At 64.8% G+C, this 12,744-nt stretch carries 15 protein-coding genes; 8 read left to right on the top strand and 7 right to left on the bottom strand.

The window, feature by feature from the left end:
• Window positions 1–16: 16 nt before the first annotated feature.
• The 5 genes from LMTR3_RS21730 to LMTR3_RS21710 all read right to left on the bottom strand — a co-directional run bounded on the left by LMTR3_RS21730 (window position 17) and on the right by LMTR3_RS21710 (window position 3,476).
• A complete protein-coding gene (locus tag LMTR3_RS21730; protein ID WP_065747045.1) occupies window positions 17–1,276 on the bottom strand; it encodes an adenylate/guanylate cyclase domain-containing protein in 1,260 nt (419 codons plus the stop codon).
• A gap of 215 nt (window positions 1,277–1,491) precedes the next feature.
• Complete coding sequence (gene arsC, locus LMTR3_RS21725) at window positions 1,492–1,899, bottom strand: arsenate reductase (glutaredoxin) (RefSeq protein WP_065747044.1); 408 nt, start codon at window positions 1,897–1,899, stop codon at window positions 1,492–1,494.
• Window positions 1,896–2,594 (bottom strand): aquaporin, encoded by a 699-nt coding sequence (locus LMTR3_RS21720; protein ID WP_065747043.1) that lies wholly within the window; start codon window positions 2,592–2,594, stop codon window positions 1,896–1,898. Before LMTR3_RS21720 ends, arsC begins: the two co-directional genes overlap by 4 nt.
• Window positions 2,594–3,121, bottom strand: coding sequence for an arsenate reductase ArsC (locus LMTR3_RS21715; protein WP_065747042.1), 528 nt, complete (start codon window positions 3,119–3,121; stop codon window positions 2,594–2,596). The genes LMTR3_RS21720 and LMTR3_RS21715 overlap by 1 nt, the downstream gene beginning before the upstream one ends.
• Window positions 3,114–3,476, bottom strand: a complete 363-nt coding sequence (locus tag LMTR3_RS21710; protein ID WP_065747041.1) for an ArsR/SmtB family transcription factor — start codon at window positions 3,474–3,476, stop codon at window positions 3,114–3,116. The genes LMTR3_RS21715 and LMTR3_RS21710 overlap by 8 nt, the downstream gene beginning before the upstream one ends.
• A 124-nt stretch (window positions 3,477–3,600) precedes the next feature.
• Between LMTR3_RS21710 and LMTR3_RS21705 the strand changes: the two genes are divergently transcribed.
• From LMTR3_RS21705 to LMTR3_RS21695, 4 genes are read left to right on the top strand one after another with little or no spacing between them, the layout of a single operon-like run.
• Window positions 3,601–3,942: an ArsR/SmtB family transcription factor gene (locus tag LMTR3_RS21705; protein WP_065747040.1), complete on the top strand. Its 342-nt coding sequence runs from the start codon at window positions 3,601–3,603 to the stop codon at window positions 3,940–3,942.
• 56 nt (window positions 3,943–3,998) lie between these two features.
• Window positions 3,999–5,369, top strand: coding sequence for an NAD(P)-binding domain-containing protein (locus tag LMTR3_RS21700; protein WP_065747039.1), 1,371 nt, complete (start codon window positions 3,999–4,001; stop codon window positions 5,367–5,369).
• 3 nt (window positions 5,370–5,372) lie between these two features.
• Window positions 5,373–5,564: a hypothetical protein gene (locus tag LMTR3_RS37875; protein ID WP_283809316.1), complete on the top strand. Its 192-nt coding sequence runs from the start codon at window positions 5,373–5,375 to the stop codon at window positions 5,562–5,564.
• Complete coding sequence (locus tag LMTR3_RS21695; RefSeq protein ID WP_065747038.1) at window positions 5,561–6,724, top strand: MFS transporter; 1,164 nt, start codon at window positions 5,561–5,563, stop codon at window positions 6,722–6,724. Before LMTR3_RS37875 ends, LMTR3_RS21695 begins: the two co-directional genes overlap by 4 nt.
• 2 nt (window positions 6,725–6,726) lie before the next feature.
• Here LMTR3_RS21695 and LMTR3_RS21690 read toward each other — a convergent pair whose 3' ends face one another.
• A complete protein-coding gene (locus tag LMTR3_RS21690) occupies window positions 6,727–7,605 on the bottom strand; it encodes a DMT family transporter (protein ID WP_065747037.1) in 879 nt (292 codons plus the stop codon).
• Window positions 7,606–7,870: 265 nt separating this feature from the next.
• Here LMTR3_RS21690 and LMTR3_RS21685 point away from each other — a divergent pair, with 265 nt between their 5' ends.
• The 3 genes from LMTR3_RS21685 (at window position 7,871) to LMTR3_RS37870 (ending at window position 10,341) form a co-directional block, all read left to right on the top strand.
• Window positions 7,871–8,602: a sulfite exporter TauE/SafE family protein gene (locus tag LMTR3_RS21685; RefSeq protein ID WP_065747036.1), complete on the top strand. Its 732-nt coding sequence runs from the start codon at window positions 7,871–7,873 to the stop codon at window positions 8,600–8,602.
• Window positions 8,603–8,902: 300 nt separating this feature from the next.
• A complete protein-coding gene (locus tag LMTR3_RS21680; protein WP_065747358.1) occupies window positions 8,903–9,793 on the top strand; it encodes a DUF1259 domain-containing protein in 891 nt (296 codons plus the stop codon).
• A gap of 89 nt (window positions 9,794–9,882) precedes the next feature.
• Window positions 9,883–10,341: a hypothetical protein gene (locus LMTR3_RS37870; protein ID WP_141686735.1), complete on the top strand. Its 459-nt coding sequence runs from the start codon at window positions 9,883–9,885 to the stop codon at window positions 10,339–10,341.
• A 49-nt stretch (window positions 10,342–10,390) separates the two neighbouring features.
• On the opposite strand, the gene LMTR3_RS21670 is transcribed toward LMTR3_RS37870, so the two are convergent.
• Window positions 10,391–11,620 (bottom strand): MFS transporter, encoded by a 1,230-nt coding sequence (locus LMTR3_RS21670; protein WP_065747357.1) that lies wholly within the window; start codon window positions 11,618–11,620, stop codon window positions 10,391–10,393.
• A 300-nt stretch (window positions 11,621–11,920) separates the two neighbouring features.
• Between LMTR3_RS21670 and LMTR3_RS21665 the strand changes: the two genes are divergently transcribed.
• Window positions 11,921–12,739, top strand: a complete 819-nt coding sequence (locus LMTR3_RS21665; protein WP_065747034.1) for a chromate resistance protein ChrB domain-containing protein — start codon at window positions 11,921–11,923, stop codon at window positions 12,737–12,739.
• Window positions 12,740–12,744: the final 5 nt, after the last annotated feature.

Raw genomic sequence — 12,744 nt, 5'->3', positions numbered from 1 at the left:
TGGTTTGCGGGCCGTCTCAGGAGGCCAGATACCGCTCGTACTTCCCGGCCACCACCTCGTCCGCGGCAATATCTGGATCGAGCGTGTAGAGATCCTGCGCGCGGCCGATGCCGCGCAGTGCGTAGCGGCCGGTCGACACCAGGTAGTTTCGCCCTGCCGCATCGAGACCTCCGCGGAACGCCGAGGACATCAGCAATTCGCGGTCGACCGAGCGGCACATCGAGGCGATGCGGCTGACCTCGTTGACGGCGGGTCCCACCACCGTGAAGTCGAGCCGGTCGTCGCTGCCGATATTCCCGTAAAAGACCTCGCCGACATGCAGGCCGACATGGGCCGATGTGACCGGCCGGCTCTCGGCGGTGCGGCGGGCGTTCAGCGTCCTCATGTTGCGGCGGAAGCGATATTCGGCGCGCAGCGCGGCGCGGTTTGCCTTCGCCATGTTCTCATGGGTGAACATCGCCAGCACGCCATCGCCGATCAGCTTCAGCACCTCGCCGCCGGCATCATGAATGGCGTCGATCGAGGCCTGCGCATAATCGTTGAGGAACGGGATGATCTCGCCGGGATCGATGCTCTCGCTGATCGCCGTCGAGCCGCGCAGATCGGAGAACCACAGCACCGTGTTGATCCGCTCGGTGACGCCGCGCGTGATGCGGCCGCGCAGCACCTGCTCGGCGGTGTCGCGACCGAGATAGACCCGGCCCAGCGTCTTGGTGATGTCAGCCTGAGCCGCGGATTTGATCGCCAGCCCCAGCGTCGGCACGAGCTCGCGGAGCGCGGCGAGCCCCTGCGCGCCAAAGCCCTCGTCGCGCCGTGTCACCCAATAGGAATAGACGCAGTCCATCTGTCCCATGGTGCCGGCCTCGCCGAACTGGTGCACATAGGCGACCAGATGCTTGTGGCCTTTCTCGGCGAGCTCGCCCATGAATTTGAAGTTGTAGGAGGTGCGATTGGCGAGGTCGAGCGGCAGCTCTTCATGGCCGTTTTGGAGCATGTAGTAGAAGATCGAACTCCGCCATGCCTCCGCGGCTTCGCCCTCGTTGGTCGAGCCATATTCGAACGCGTCGCTTTCGTTGGTCTCGGCGTCGTTCCAGCGAAAGCCGCGGCCTTCGAAAATCGGGTGCAGCGTGTCGATGAAGACCATGCCGCGCGAGATGCCAAGCCCCTCGGCACAGCAGCGTTCGCAGAAACCGCGGATCAGGTCGTTCTGAGGCAGGCCGGTGAGGCCCTGGCCGACCAGCCAGTTCATCAGGCGCAGACGGGGGGTGAGCTCCATGCGGCTATTATGCCGTGCAATCGGGGCGAGCGAAAGGCTGGCAGCCCGCGTTCCCCGGATGCTGCGCAGCGCCATAAGCGCGTTTACGCGCGTCTTCGACGCGCTATGGCATGCGGCGTGGTGCGCTGCTGATCCGGGGTCCACACTCTGCGGCTTGCGTCCCGGGTCTGCGGAGCAGCGTTACACACTGCACCGCGTCCGGGACACGAACAACTCTAACGCTTCGCGCACGTCACCGCCTCGCCGTCTTCCTTGACGAAGGATTCGACCGGGTTATCGAGGAGATCGAGCACCAGCTCCGAGGGCCGGCACAAGCGGACGCCCTTTGGCGTCGCCACGATCGGCCGGTTGATCAGGATCGGATGTTTCAGCATGAGATCGATCAGCTCGTCGTCGCTCCATTTCGGGTCGGCCAGGCCAAGCTCGGCATAGGGCGTGCCTTTTTCGCGAAGCAGCTCGCGCGGCGAAATTCCGAGCGCGGCAATCAGTTCGACCAGCCGGGCGCGGCTCGGCGGCGTCTTTAGGTACTCGATCACCTCGGGCTCTTCGCCGCTCTGCCGGATCATCGCCAGCGTGTTGCGCGAGGTGCCGCAGGCGGGGTTGTGATAGATCGTGACGCTCATGGTTGCGCCTCCTTCAACACTGCGCGCGCCTTGTCGCTTTCACAGAGCAGCCAGCCCATGAAGATCAACGCGATGATGGCGCCGCAGGTTTCCGCCGCGATGAAGCCCGGAAGATCTGTGGGGCGAATGCCCGAAAACGTATTGGTCAGCGAGCGCGCAATGGCAACGGCGGGATTGGCGAACGACGTCGACGCCGTGAACCAGTAAGCCGCCGTGATGTAGAGGCCGACCAGCCACGGCACCGCGGCGCGGTTGAACCGGATACCGGCCAGAATGGTCGCAACCAGGCCGAAGGCGGCGACGGCTTCGGCCAGCCATTGCGCGCCGCCGGTTCGCATTTTCAGCGAGGCATCGAGCAGCGGCAGCGCGAACATCGCATGCGCCAGCATGGTTCCGGCAATCCCGCCCGCGATTTGCGCAGCGATGTAGAGCAGCGCCTCGCGCGGCGTCAGCTCGCGCCTGATCGCAAAGACCAGCGATACCGCCGGATTGAAATGGGCCCCGGAAATGGGACCGAGAATGGTGATGAGGACGACCAGGATGGCACCGGTCGGCAGCGTGTTGCCGAGCAGCGCCAGCGCGCCGTCCTTGGTCAAGGTCTCGGCCATGATCCCGGAGCCGACTACGGTCGCGACCAACAATGCGGTCCCGAGCGCTTCGGCGGCGAGCCGGCGTGGCAGATCGAAGTCAGACATCAGCTCGCCTTCTCATGGCCCGAGGTCGCGCCGTCGCTGCGGCCGATGTCGCGCAGCTTGGTCCCGAGCGACAACTTGTCGATGCTTGCGAGCGGCAAGCTCGCAAAAGCGCCAATTCGATTCTTGAGATAGCGGAAAGCCTCGACGAATGCGGCTTCCTTCTCGATATCGGTGCCCTCGACGGCGGCGGGGTCCTCGATGCCCCAATGTGCCGTCATCGGCTGTCCCGGCCAGATCGGGCAGGATTCGCCGGCGGCGTTGTCGCAGACCGTAAAGACGAAATCCATCACGGGAGCATCGGCGCGCGCGAACTCTGCCCAGCTCTTCGAACGCAATTCGTCGGTGGGGTAATCGAGGCGGTTGAGAACCTTGATCGCAAACGGATTGACTGTCCCCTTCGGCTGGCTGCCGGCGGAGTAGGCGCGAAAATTGCGGCGGCCGTCCTTGCGCAGGATCGATTCCGCCAGGATCGAACGGGCAGTGTTTCCGGTGCACAGGAAGAGTACATTGTAGATGCGTTCAGACATGCGCTTTCGTCCTCGGCTTCGGGTTGCAGCAAGGCGTGAGGTCTTCGATCAATGGACCGCAGATTTCGGGCCGCCCGTCGCAACAATCCCTGAGCATGAACAGCACGACGGACTGAAAGGCCTTCAGATCGGCGCGGTAGACAATCGAGCGGCTGAAGCGGCGCGCTGTCACCAGCCCCGCACGCGACAAGATCGCCAGATGCGAGGACATGGTGTTTTGCGGTACGGCGAGCGCCTTGGCGATGTCACCTGCAGGCAATCCCTCCGGCTCGTGTTTCGCCAATAGCCGAAACACGTCGAGCCGGGTCGATTGCGCCAGCGCCGCCAGCGCCAGAATGGCTTGTTCGGATTCCATATATCCAGACTTATCGATATATCGGGGCGTGTCAACTTTTACTGTTGCCACTTCGGCCGCTCGCTATTTCGATAATTCTGGAAATACCGTTGACCGGCCGTGATATCCGTGTGATCGTGCAGTCATGAAACTCAATGACGCCGCCGCCCATCTGGAAGCGCTGGGCAATCCGACCCGGCTCAAGATCTATCGTGCGCTGATCCGCGCCGGCGGCGCCGGACTTGCCGTCGGCCGCCTGCAGGAGAAGCTGAAAATCGCGCCCTCGACCCTCTCCCACCATATCAAGGCGCTGGTGGTGGCCGGCCTCGTCACCCAGGTGCGCGATGCGACCACGCTGATCTGCCACGCCAACTACGAGGTGATGCGGGAGCTGGTGGGTTTCTTGGTCGCCGAATGCTGCACGGAAAGCGCCGAATCCGCCGACGCCAAGATCAATGCCGAGACCAATGCCAAGACCGCGGCTTAGTGCGTTGCGCTTTTTCGACCTGTATTTCGATATTTCTAGTTTTATGGGAGAATGCCATGAGTGAAACCCGGACTGTCGCGATCATCGGAGCCGGGCCGGTCGGCCTTGCCGCCGCGGCCCATGTGCTGGAGCGCGGGCTGCAGCCGATCGTGCTGGAAGCCGGCGGCAAGGTCGGCCACGCCATGCGGCAGTGGGGCCACGTGCAACTGTTCTCACCCTGGGAATACAATGTCGACAAGGCGGCGACGCGGCTGCTGGCGACAACGGGATGGAATTCTCCCGAACCGGATCAGTATCCGACCGGCGCGGAAATGGTCGAGCATTATCTCGAACCGCTTGCGGCCCACTCGGCGCTCGAGCCCCACATCCGCACCTCGAGCCGCGTCACCGCGATCAGCCGGGCCGGCTTCGACAAGATGAAGACCAAGGGCCGCGAAAAGGCGCCGTTCGAAATTCGCTACCAGAACGGACAAGGTCCGAAAGTCGTCAAGGCCGACGCGATCATCGACTCTTCCGGCACCTGGCATTCGCCGAACCCTGCAGGCGCCAACGGCCTTTCCGCCATCGGCGAGGCTGATACCTCCGACAAGATTGCCTATGGGATGCCCGACGTCCTGGGCAAGGAGCGCGCGCGCTACGCCGGCAAGACCATCGCGGTGCTGGGCGCGGGGCATTCGGCGATCGGCACGCTGATCGATCTGGCGAAGCTTGCGGACCAGGCGCCGGGCACCCGGCCGATCTGGCTGCTGCGCGGCAGCGATCCGGCCAAGGCTTTCGGTGGCGGCGCGAACGACAAGCTGGTGGCTCGCGGTGAATTGGGCGCGGCCTTTGCCGCGTTGGTGACGGCAGGCCGCATCAAGGTCGAAAGCGAATTTCGCGTTTCGCACCTCGTGGCCGACGGTCCGCGCCTCGTCGTCGGTGCCCTGTCCGGCTGCAGCGCCCGGCAGGCCGTGGTCGATGAACTGATCGTCGCGACGGGTTTCCGCCCCGATCTCGATTTCGTGCGCGAGTTGCGCATCCGGCTCGATCCTGCGATCGAATGTCCGATTGCGCTGGCGCCGCTGATCGATCCGAACGAGCATAGCTGCGGCACGGTGCGGCCGCACGGCGCCCGCGAACTGGCGCAGGACGAGCCGGGCTTCTATTTCGCCGGCATGAAAGCTTACGGCCGCGCGCCGACCTTCCTGATGCTCACCGGGTACGAACAGGTGCGCTCGATAGCGGCCGACATCGCCGGCGACCGAGCTGCCGCAGAGCGGGTCGAACTGGTGCTGCCCGAGACCGGCGTCTGCAGCCGCTCGCTCGCGCCAGATGCCGGCAATTGCTGTGGCGGCCCCGCAATATCGGATGTTGACGCATGTTGCGTCGCGGATGAAAAAGCAAAGCAACAAGGCAAATCGGGATGCGGTTGCGCGTCCTCGGCATGAGGAGTGAATAGAATTTCGCTGGAAGGCCGATCCGTCATCGTTACGATGTGCGTAGGGCAGCTCGGCGTCGCGCTGGATGTAACCGGCGGGCCGCAAGATGCCTCGGCACGGATGGCGGCGTTCGCGGTGCTGGCAGCGGGCACCCTGCTCGGGCCGCTGGCGCTGCTGTGGTCAAGAAGAGAAACGGTCCAGTGAACCAGCTTCCCATCATTCTCGCCCTCGGCACGACACAGACCCTGGCCTGGGCTTCGAGCTACTATCTGCCGGCGATCCTCGCTGACCCCATTGCGCGCGATCTCGGCATATCCTCGACCTGGATATTTACCGCTTTCTCCGCCTCGCTGGTGATTTCGGCCCTGATCGGCCCGCGTGTCGGACGGCAGATCGACCTGGTCGGCGGCCGGTCGGTGCTGTCGCTGTCCAACCTGGTCCTGGCGGCAGGGCTGGCGCTGCTCGGCTTCACTTCATCCATCCCCATGCTCGTCATCGCCTGGCTGCTGCTCGGCGTCGGCATGGGTGCCGGCCTCTATGACGCCGCCTTCGCCGCACTCGGCCGCATCTACGGCGATGCCGCGCGCCGCTCGATCACCGGCATCACGCTGCTGGCCGGCTTTGCCTCGACCGTGGGATGGCCGTTGTCGGCGTGGGGGCTGGAAACCATCGGATGGCGCAACACCTGCTTTGCCTGGGCGGCGGCGCACATTCTGATCGGCCTGCCGCTCAACCTCCTGATGCTGCCGGCCGTGAAAGGGGCGAAGGCGGCGGTGGCGGCAGCCGTCAAGCCGCATATCCCGATCGACCGCACCATGATCGTGCTCGCCTTCGTGTTCGCCGCGGCCTGGACCGTCACCGGCGCGATGGCGGCGCATCTGCCGCGCATCATGGAAGCGGCCGGCGCGACCACCGCGCAGGCGGTGTTCGCCGGCGCGCTGATCGGCCCGGCGCAGGTGGCCGCGAGGATCTTCGAGGCGGGCTTTCTCAGCCGCTACCATCCGCTGGTCTCGACCAGGCTTGCCTGCACTACCCACCCGATCGGCGCCGCCATCCTCGGCCTGGCCGGCGGCGGCGCGGCCAGCGTGTTCGCGCTGTTCCACGGCTCCGGCAATGGCATCCTGACCATCGCACGCGGCACGCTGCCGCTCGCGGTTTTCGGCCCGGAGAATTACGGCTATCGCCTCGGCATCATCGGCGCACCGGCACGGATGGCGCAGGCCGCGGCCCCCCTGCTGTTCGGCCTATTGATCGAGGTCATGGGCGCGCGAGTGCTGCTCGTATCCTCGGCACTCAGCATCTCGGCGCTGCTGGCGCTGTTCCTGCTGCGCAAGGGATCGCCGAACCTGCCAGTTGAGACGTGAGCCTACGGCTTCCTGTTCTCCGACGTCGCGATCCATATGCCCGCAAACACGGCGACCAGCCCGACAATGAGGTTGAGCGTGATCGGCTCGCCGACGAGCTGGGTGGCAAGCAGGCCGGCGGCAACCGGGTTGACGGTCATGGTGTTGGCCACGCGCGTCGGCGACGCCCGCTCGAGCGCGAGCACCCACAGGATGAAGGCGAGCGCCCCGCCGGCGACGCCGAGATAAAGCCCCGCGATCCATTGCGGTGTTCCGAACTGGCCGAGTGATGCGACGCTGCCGGTCAACGCTCCGACCAGGATCAGGGCCGCTGCGCCGGTGCCCATGCCCACGGTGAGGAAACCGAGCGCGCTGGATCGCTGGATAAACGGCCGGGACCAGACATTGTAGAACGCCATGCACAGAACGGCGCCGGTCATGATCAGTTCGCCGCGCCACGCGCCCGCCGGCGCGGCCGACAATCCCGTTGCGAGCGCGGCGGCGACACCCAGCACCGCGATGCAGACCCCGATCGACTTCCGTTTCGTCAGCGGCTCGATGCCGAGCAGAGCACCGACCACCATGGTGTGCAGCGGCAGCGTCGCCAGCGCGAGCGAGGCGCGCGCCGCGGTCGTGAACGTCATGGCAATATTGTAGAGAACGAAAAACACGCCGAAGAAGCAGAAGCCGAGGGCGGCGACGGCGGGCCAGTCCGCGCGCTTCGGCCATTGCGCCTTCATAAGCAGCGCCGCCGGCAGCACGCAGCAGAAGCCGATCCCCCATCGCAGGATCGCAAGCGTGATCGGATCTGTGTTGCCGGCGAGATAGCGCGTAATCGCCGCGGCGCTGCCGCCGAGGCTGCTCGAGATCAGCGCGATTGCCACCCCGATCCATTCACCCAACGCCGCCCCCTGTCGTCCGCCTCCATCGCGCGATCATATGGTACGGGAAATTGCGTACGCGAGGCTCGACGACGCTTGGATGAATCTTTTTGTCTTGCGCCGCGCGAACTGCACGCAAATGGCGGCAACTGTCAGCAGCCCACGTCGATCTCCCGTCTTGCGCGCGAGGCCACGACGGGCTTAGCCTGCCCCGCGGGGAAATCGCAGCCTCCCCGTCAAATGGCGATCCCGTTCAAGCGCTGCTCGCTTTGTATGGAGCGGGCACATGGATGGAACGACACTCGAACTGCCGCTGTTCCTTCTCGCGACCTTCGTCGGCGCTCTGGTCGCAGGTCTCTCCGGCTTCGCCTTCGGCCTCGTCGTCTCCGCGATCTGGCTCTACATCCTCACTCCGCTGCAAGCGGCGACGCTGATCATCGCGTTCGGGTTGCTCGTGCAGGGCTATTCGGTCTGGAAGCTGCGCGGCGCGCTCGACTGGCGACGGCTCTGGCCGTTCGTCGCCGGCGCCGCGCTCGGCGTTCCCATCGGCGTCGGCATTCTGACCTGGGCGAACCCTGCCCATGTGCGCGCGGGCGTCGGCGCGTTCCTCGTGCTCTACAGCCTCTACGCGCTGCTGCGACCGGCCATCCCTGCGGTGAAAGCGGGCGGCGCCGCTGCCGACGCCGCCGTCGGTTTCCTCAACGGCGTGCTCGGCGGCATCACCGGGCTTGCCGGAATTTTGGTGACGATCTGGTGCGGCCTGCGCGGCTGGCCCAAGGACGTGCAGCGCACGGTGTTTCAGCCGGTGGCCGTTGCGATCTTCGCCATGAGCGCCCTGTGGATCGGAGCCAGGGGCGCGATCACGCCTGACACGATCAAACTGTTTCTGATTGGACTGCCAGCCTTGTTCGCCGGCACCTGGGCTGGGCTCAAGCTGTACGGCCGGCTGGATGAGGCGGCGTTCCGGAAGGTGGTGCTGGTATTGCTGCTGGTCTCGGGTGCGGTGCTGATCATCTGATAGCAGCGGGGAGCGAAAAACGGCTCGATCGCGTCCGGTCAATTGAGCGTGAGTCTGCTGATGTCAGCGCGTGACCGCGTTGACACTCCGCGTCAGTGTGGCTGAATGCGGCCATGGGGGTTTTGCGATCCCCCCACGAGGCGACATGCCCAAGTATCGCGTCCCGGTTTTCCGGAGGCGCAAGGCATGCCCAAATATTCTCTCATCCATACCCCGACACTCGGCCGCGCTGCATCACGCTTGCGGGATGCCGCGCGCTATCCGGTCGATCTTTGGGGCTCGCGCAAGAAGGAGAACACCATGAAACACCGGCTCATATTACTCGCGCTCGGCGCCGCACTGCTGCTGTCGCATGCTGCCCGCGCCGATGCTATCGACTGGAAGAAGGTGGATGCCGCCCTCGGCAAGACCGCCACGGTGAGTGGTGAAGTGCATCGTTACGGGCTGCCGCGATCAGATCTGCACGTCACGCTGGACGGCGTCGCGATCAAGCCAGCATTGGCGCTCGGAGGCTGGGTCGCCTTCGCTCCCATGCACGGAGAGGCCATGCTGATGGGCGATCTGGTGTTGCTCGAGACCGAGATTACCCCGGTCATGACGAAGCTGCTGGACAGCGGATTGGATATCACTGCCATCCACAATCACATTCTCCGCGCCTCTCCCGCGACCTTCTACATGCATGTGGCCGGACACGGCGATCCCGAGAAAATGGCAACCGCGATCCGTGCAGCGCTTTCATCGGCAAGCAAGACGCCGTTCGATCCACCGCCCACCACCGCCACCGCTACGCCTGCGATTGATCTCGACACCGCAAAGCTCGACGAGGCGATGGGCGCCAAGGGCACGGCGGCTGGCGGTGTCTACCAGTACGGCATTCCGAGGCGTGATCCGGCCAAGGAAGGCGGAATGCAGGTCAACACGCCGCTCGGCGGCGCCAACGCCATCAACTTTCAGCCGACCGGTGGCGGCAAGGCCGCCATAACCGGCGACTTCCTCGTGACCGGCAACGAGGTCAATCCCTTGATTCGGACACTTCGCGCCGGCGATATCGAGGTCACCGCGATCCATAGCCACATGCTTGCAGAAGAGCCGCGGATGTTCTTCATTCATTTCTGGGCCAACGACGACGCCCTGAAGCTGGCACGCAACGTCCGCGCCGCGCTCGACAAGACGGCCGTCGCGCAGCATTGATCGCGCGGACGTCAAGCTTCCTTTGGCGGCTTGATGCGGCGGAACGGGAACAAGGGCGGCGCCGCGGTCGGCGCCGGCAGGCGGCATTCGTGACCAATCTGGCGACGATTAGAGGTACAGTCGATCAGATCCGCGAATTATCGCTTCAATCCGTTCCTAAATTTCAATCAATTGCGTCGGACCGGCATAGCTTACCGGCAAGAAGTTTTTGTCATGAGAAGCTGACCGGAACCCCGGTTTCCGGTGGTTTCGAGGCTCCGGCAGGTTGGAGCCTGCAGGCTCTGGAAGTGGTTATGAAGGAAGCGATCCGCTTACGCGAATTGGAAGCCGAGTGCCGTCAACGCGCGCTCAACGAACCCGACAAGAAGTGGTATTGGCTGGCGCAAGCCGCCAAATACCAGGTGCAAGCAAGCCAGAAACTTGCCTATCACTCGGAAGGGGGCAACACCCCCGAAACGCCGGAGATCAAGCTGGCGCAATGGTCGCATGTCCGGGATGAGCGACGCGTGATGGACCCCCTGCCCGACGGGCGGCGATCGCCCTGGTAGTCCCGCGAACCGCGTTGACGCGCCGGTCGCCGCATCGCCTGAAAGCGCGTCACCGTCCCTGCTCCTCGGGCGGCTTGATATGGCGGAACGAGAACAGCAAAGCGAGGTCGTAGGCGATCTTGAGCGTGCCGCAAACCACCAGCGGCAACCCCGTAAACGACGTCATCAAGAGCGCGCCCGAGATTGCCGGGCTGACGGCAGATGCGAGGCTGCGCGGCACGGCGGTGACGCTGGCGGCCGCGGGCCGTTCGGCCGGCGTCACCACGGCCATTACATAGGAGGTGCGAGTCGGCACGTCCATCTGCGACAGCGCGGAGCGCAACAGCAGCAAGCCGAGCGCGACGTAGAGGTTCGGCGCAAACGCCGCGAGGATCAGGAAGATGCTGGATGGGATATGCGTGAACACCATCGTGTTGACCAGCCCGATCCGCCTGGCGATCCAGGCCGCGACCGGATAGGAGAACGCGCTCAGCGTGCTCGACCAGAAGAAAAATACGCCGGCTGCAGACAGCGACAGATCAAAGCGCTCAAACAGCCACAGCACCAGAAGGGACTGCGCGACGAAACCGCCGGCAAATGAATCGATACTGAACAGCGCTGCGAGCTTGTAGACCGTGCCGCGCGAAGGCCCGAGCGGCGTCTGTGGCGCCCGCTCCTCGCCGCGCTGATGCGGGACGTAGCGATAGAGCGCCGCGCAGGCGATGCCCAGCGCGGCATAGGCGTAGAACATCAGACGGAATGCGGCGAGTTGCGTGCTGCCGCCGGCGACGAGGAGATCGGGCAGCGAGGCCGCAAGCGAACCCGCAGCGGTGCAGAGCGCGCCGATCAGGCTGTAGCGCGCGAACACCTGGGTGCGGCGCTCATCGGTGACGCTGTGCGCCAGCACCGCATGCTCGAGCGGCACCAGCACACCGAGATCGCCGCCGGAAGCGTTGATGGTGCCGATAAATGCGACCAGCGCAATCAGCACAAAATGCTCGACAGCGGGAAAGGCGATGCCGGTCGCTGCCATCAGGCTGGCGCCCGCGATCAGCAGCGGCCGGAGGTCATGGCGCGGCGCGATCCAGCCGGTGATCAGTGTCAGCAGCGCCGTTCCCAACAGCGACGCTGTCGCGACGATACCGACGGCGATAGCGTCGTACCCCAGCGCGGTCATGTAGGCCGGCAAGATGATGATGGCAAAGCCGTCGCCGAAACCGCGCAGGCCGCGTGCGACATAGAGCAGCCGGATCAGCGCGTTGGCGGTTGAGGGTTTTGGTTCGGTCGCGATATCGGTCATCCCAGCATCCATGCGCCATCCTCGACGTAATCGAGTGTGCGCAGAGCTTGGACGGCGGACCGTCTGACGGGGAGCCTGCTTCGTCCCCGACGGGGAAAGCTAGAACCGAATATGAGGTTTCGCAAGCGCCCTTGCGTAGGATGGGTGGAGCGGAAGCGATACCCATCCTACGGTTCCCGCGAGAGCTGGTTGACAGCGGAAGCCACAGGCGCTTAATTCCGCGCATGGGGATGTTGCGATCTCCCCACGAGGCGACATGCCCAAGTATCGCGTCCCGTTTCTTTTGACGAGGGCGCAGCCATGTCATCCTACACCACGATATCTCCCGACAAGCTTTCAAAATTGATCGGCACGGCGAACATGCCGGCCCTGATCGATGTGCGCACCGACGAGGATTTTGCCGCCGACCAGCGGCTGATTCCGGGCGCCGTCAGACGCAACCACGAAGAAGCTGCCGATTGGGGCGAGGAGTTCTCCGGCCGCTCGGCGATCGTCGTCTGCCTGCGCGGCCAGAAACTGGCGCAAGGCACCGCAGCCTGGCTGCGCCATCTCCACGTCTCGGCCGAAGCGCTGGAAGGCGGTTTCGAAGGCTGGAAGGCCGCCAAGCTGCCGCTGGTGCCGGCGGCAAAACTCCCCGCGCGCGACGCGCAGGGTCGCACCGTCTGGGTCACCCGCGCGCGGCCAAAGATCGACCGCATCGCCTGCCCGTGGCTGATCCGCAGGTTCGTCGATCCCAACGCGGTATTCCTCTTCGTGACACCGCCGGAAGTGCTGGGAGTCAGCGAGCGTTTCAACGCCGCCCCCTTCGACGTCGAGAACGTATTCTGGAGCCATCGCGGCGAACTCTGCACGTTTGACGTCATGATCGAGGAATTCGGGCTCGCGACGCCGCCCTTGCTGCGGCTGGCGACAATGGTCCGCGGCGCTGACACCGGGCGGCTCGACCTGTCACCGGAAGCGCCCGGCCTGCTCGCGGCTTCGCTCGGGCTGTCGCGCATGTTCGATGATGATCTCGAGCAGTTGGAAGCCGGCATGACGCTGTACGACGCGTTCTACCGATGGTGCCGGGACGCGACCGGCGAGACCCACAATTGGCCGACCAACAAGGCGAAACCGTAATGGAC

This window comes from Bradyrhizobium sp. LMTR 3 (assembly GCF_001693485.1).
Classification (GTDB): domain Bacteria; phylum Pseudomonadota; class Alphaproteobacteria; order Rhizobiales; family Xanthobacteraceae; genus Bradyrhizobium.
The sequence above is the reverse complement of the archived record's forward strand: the minus strand, read 5'-3'. Positions and strand labels throughout refer to the sequence as shown.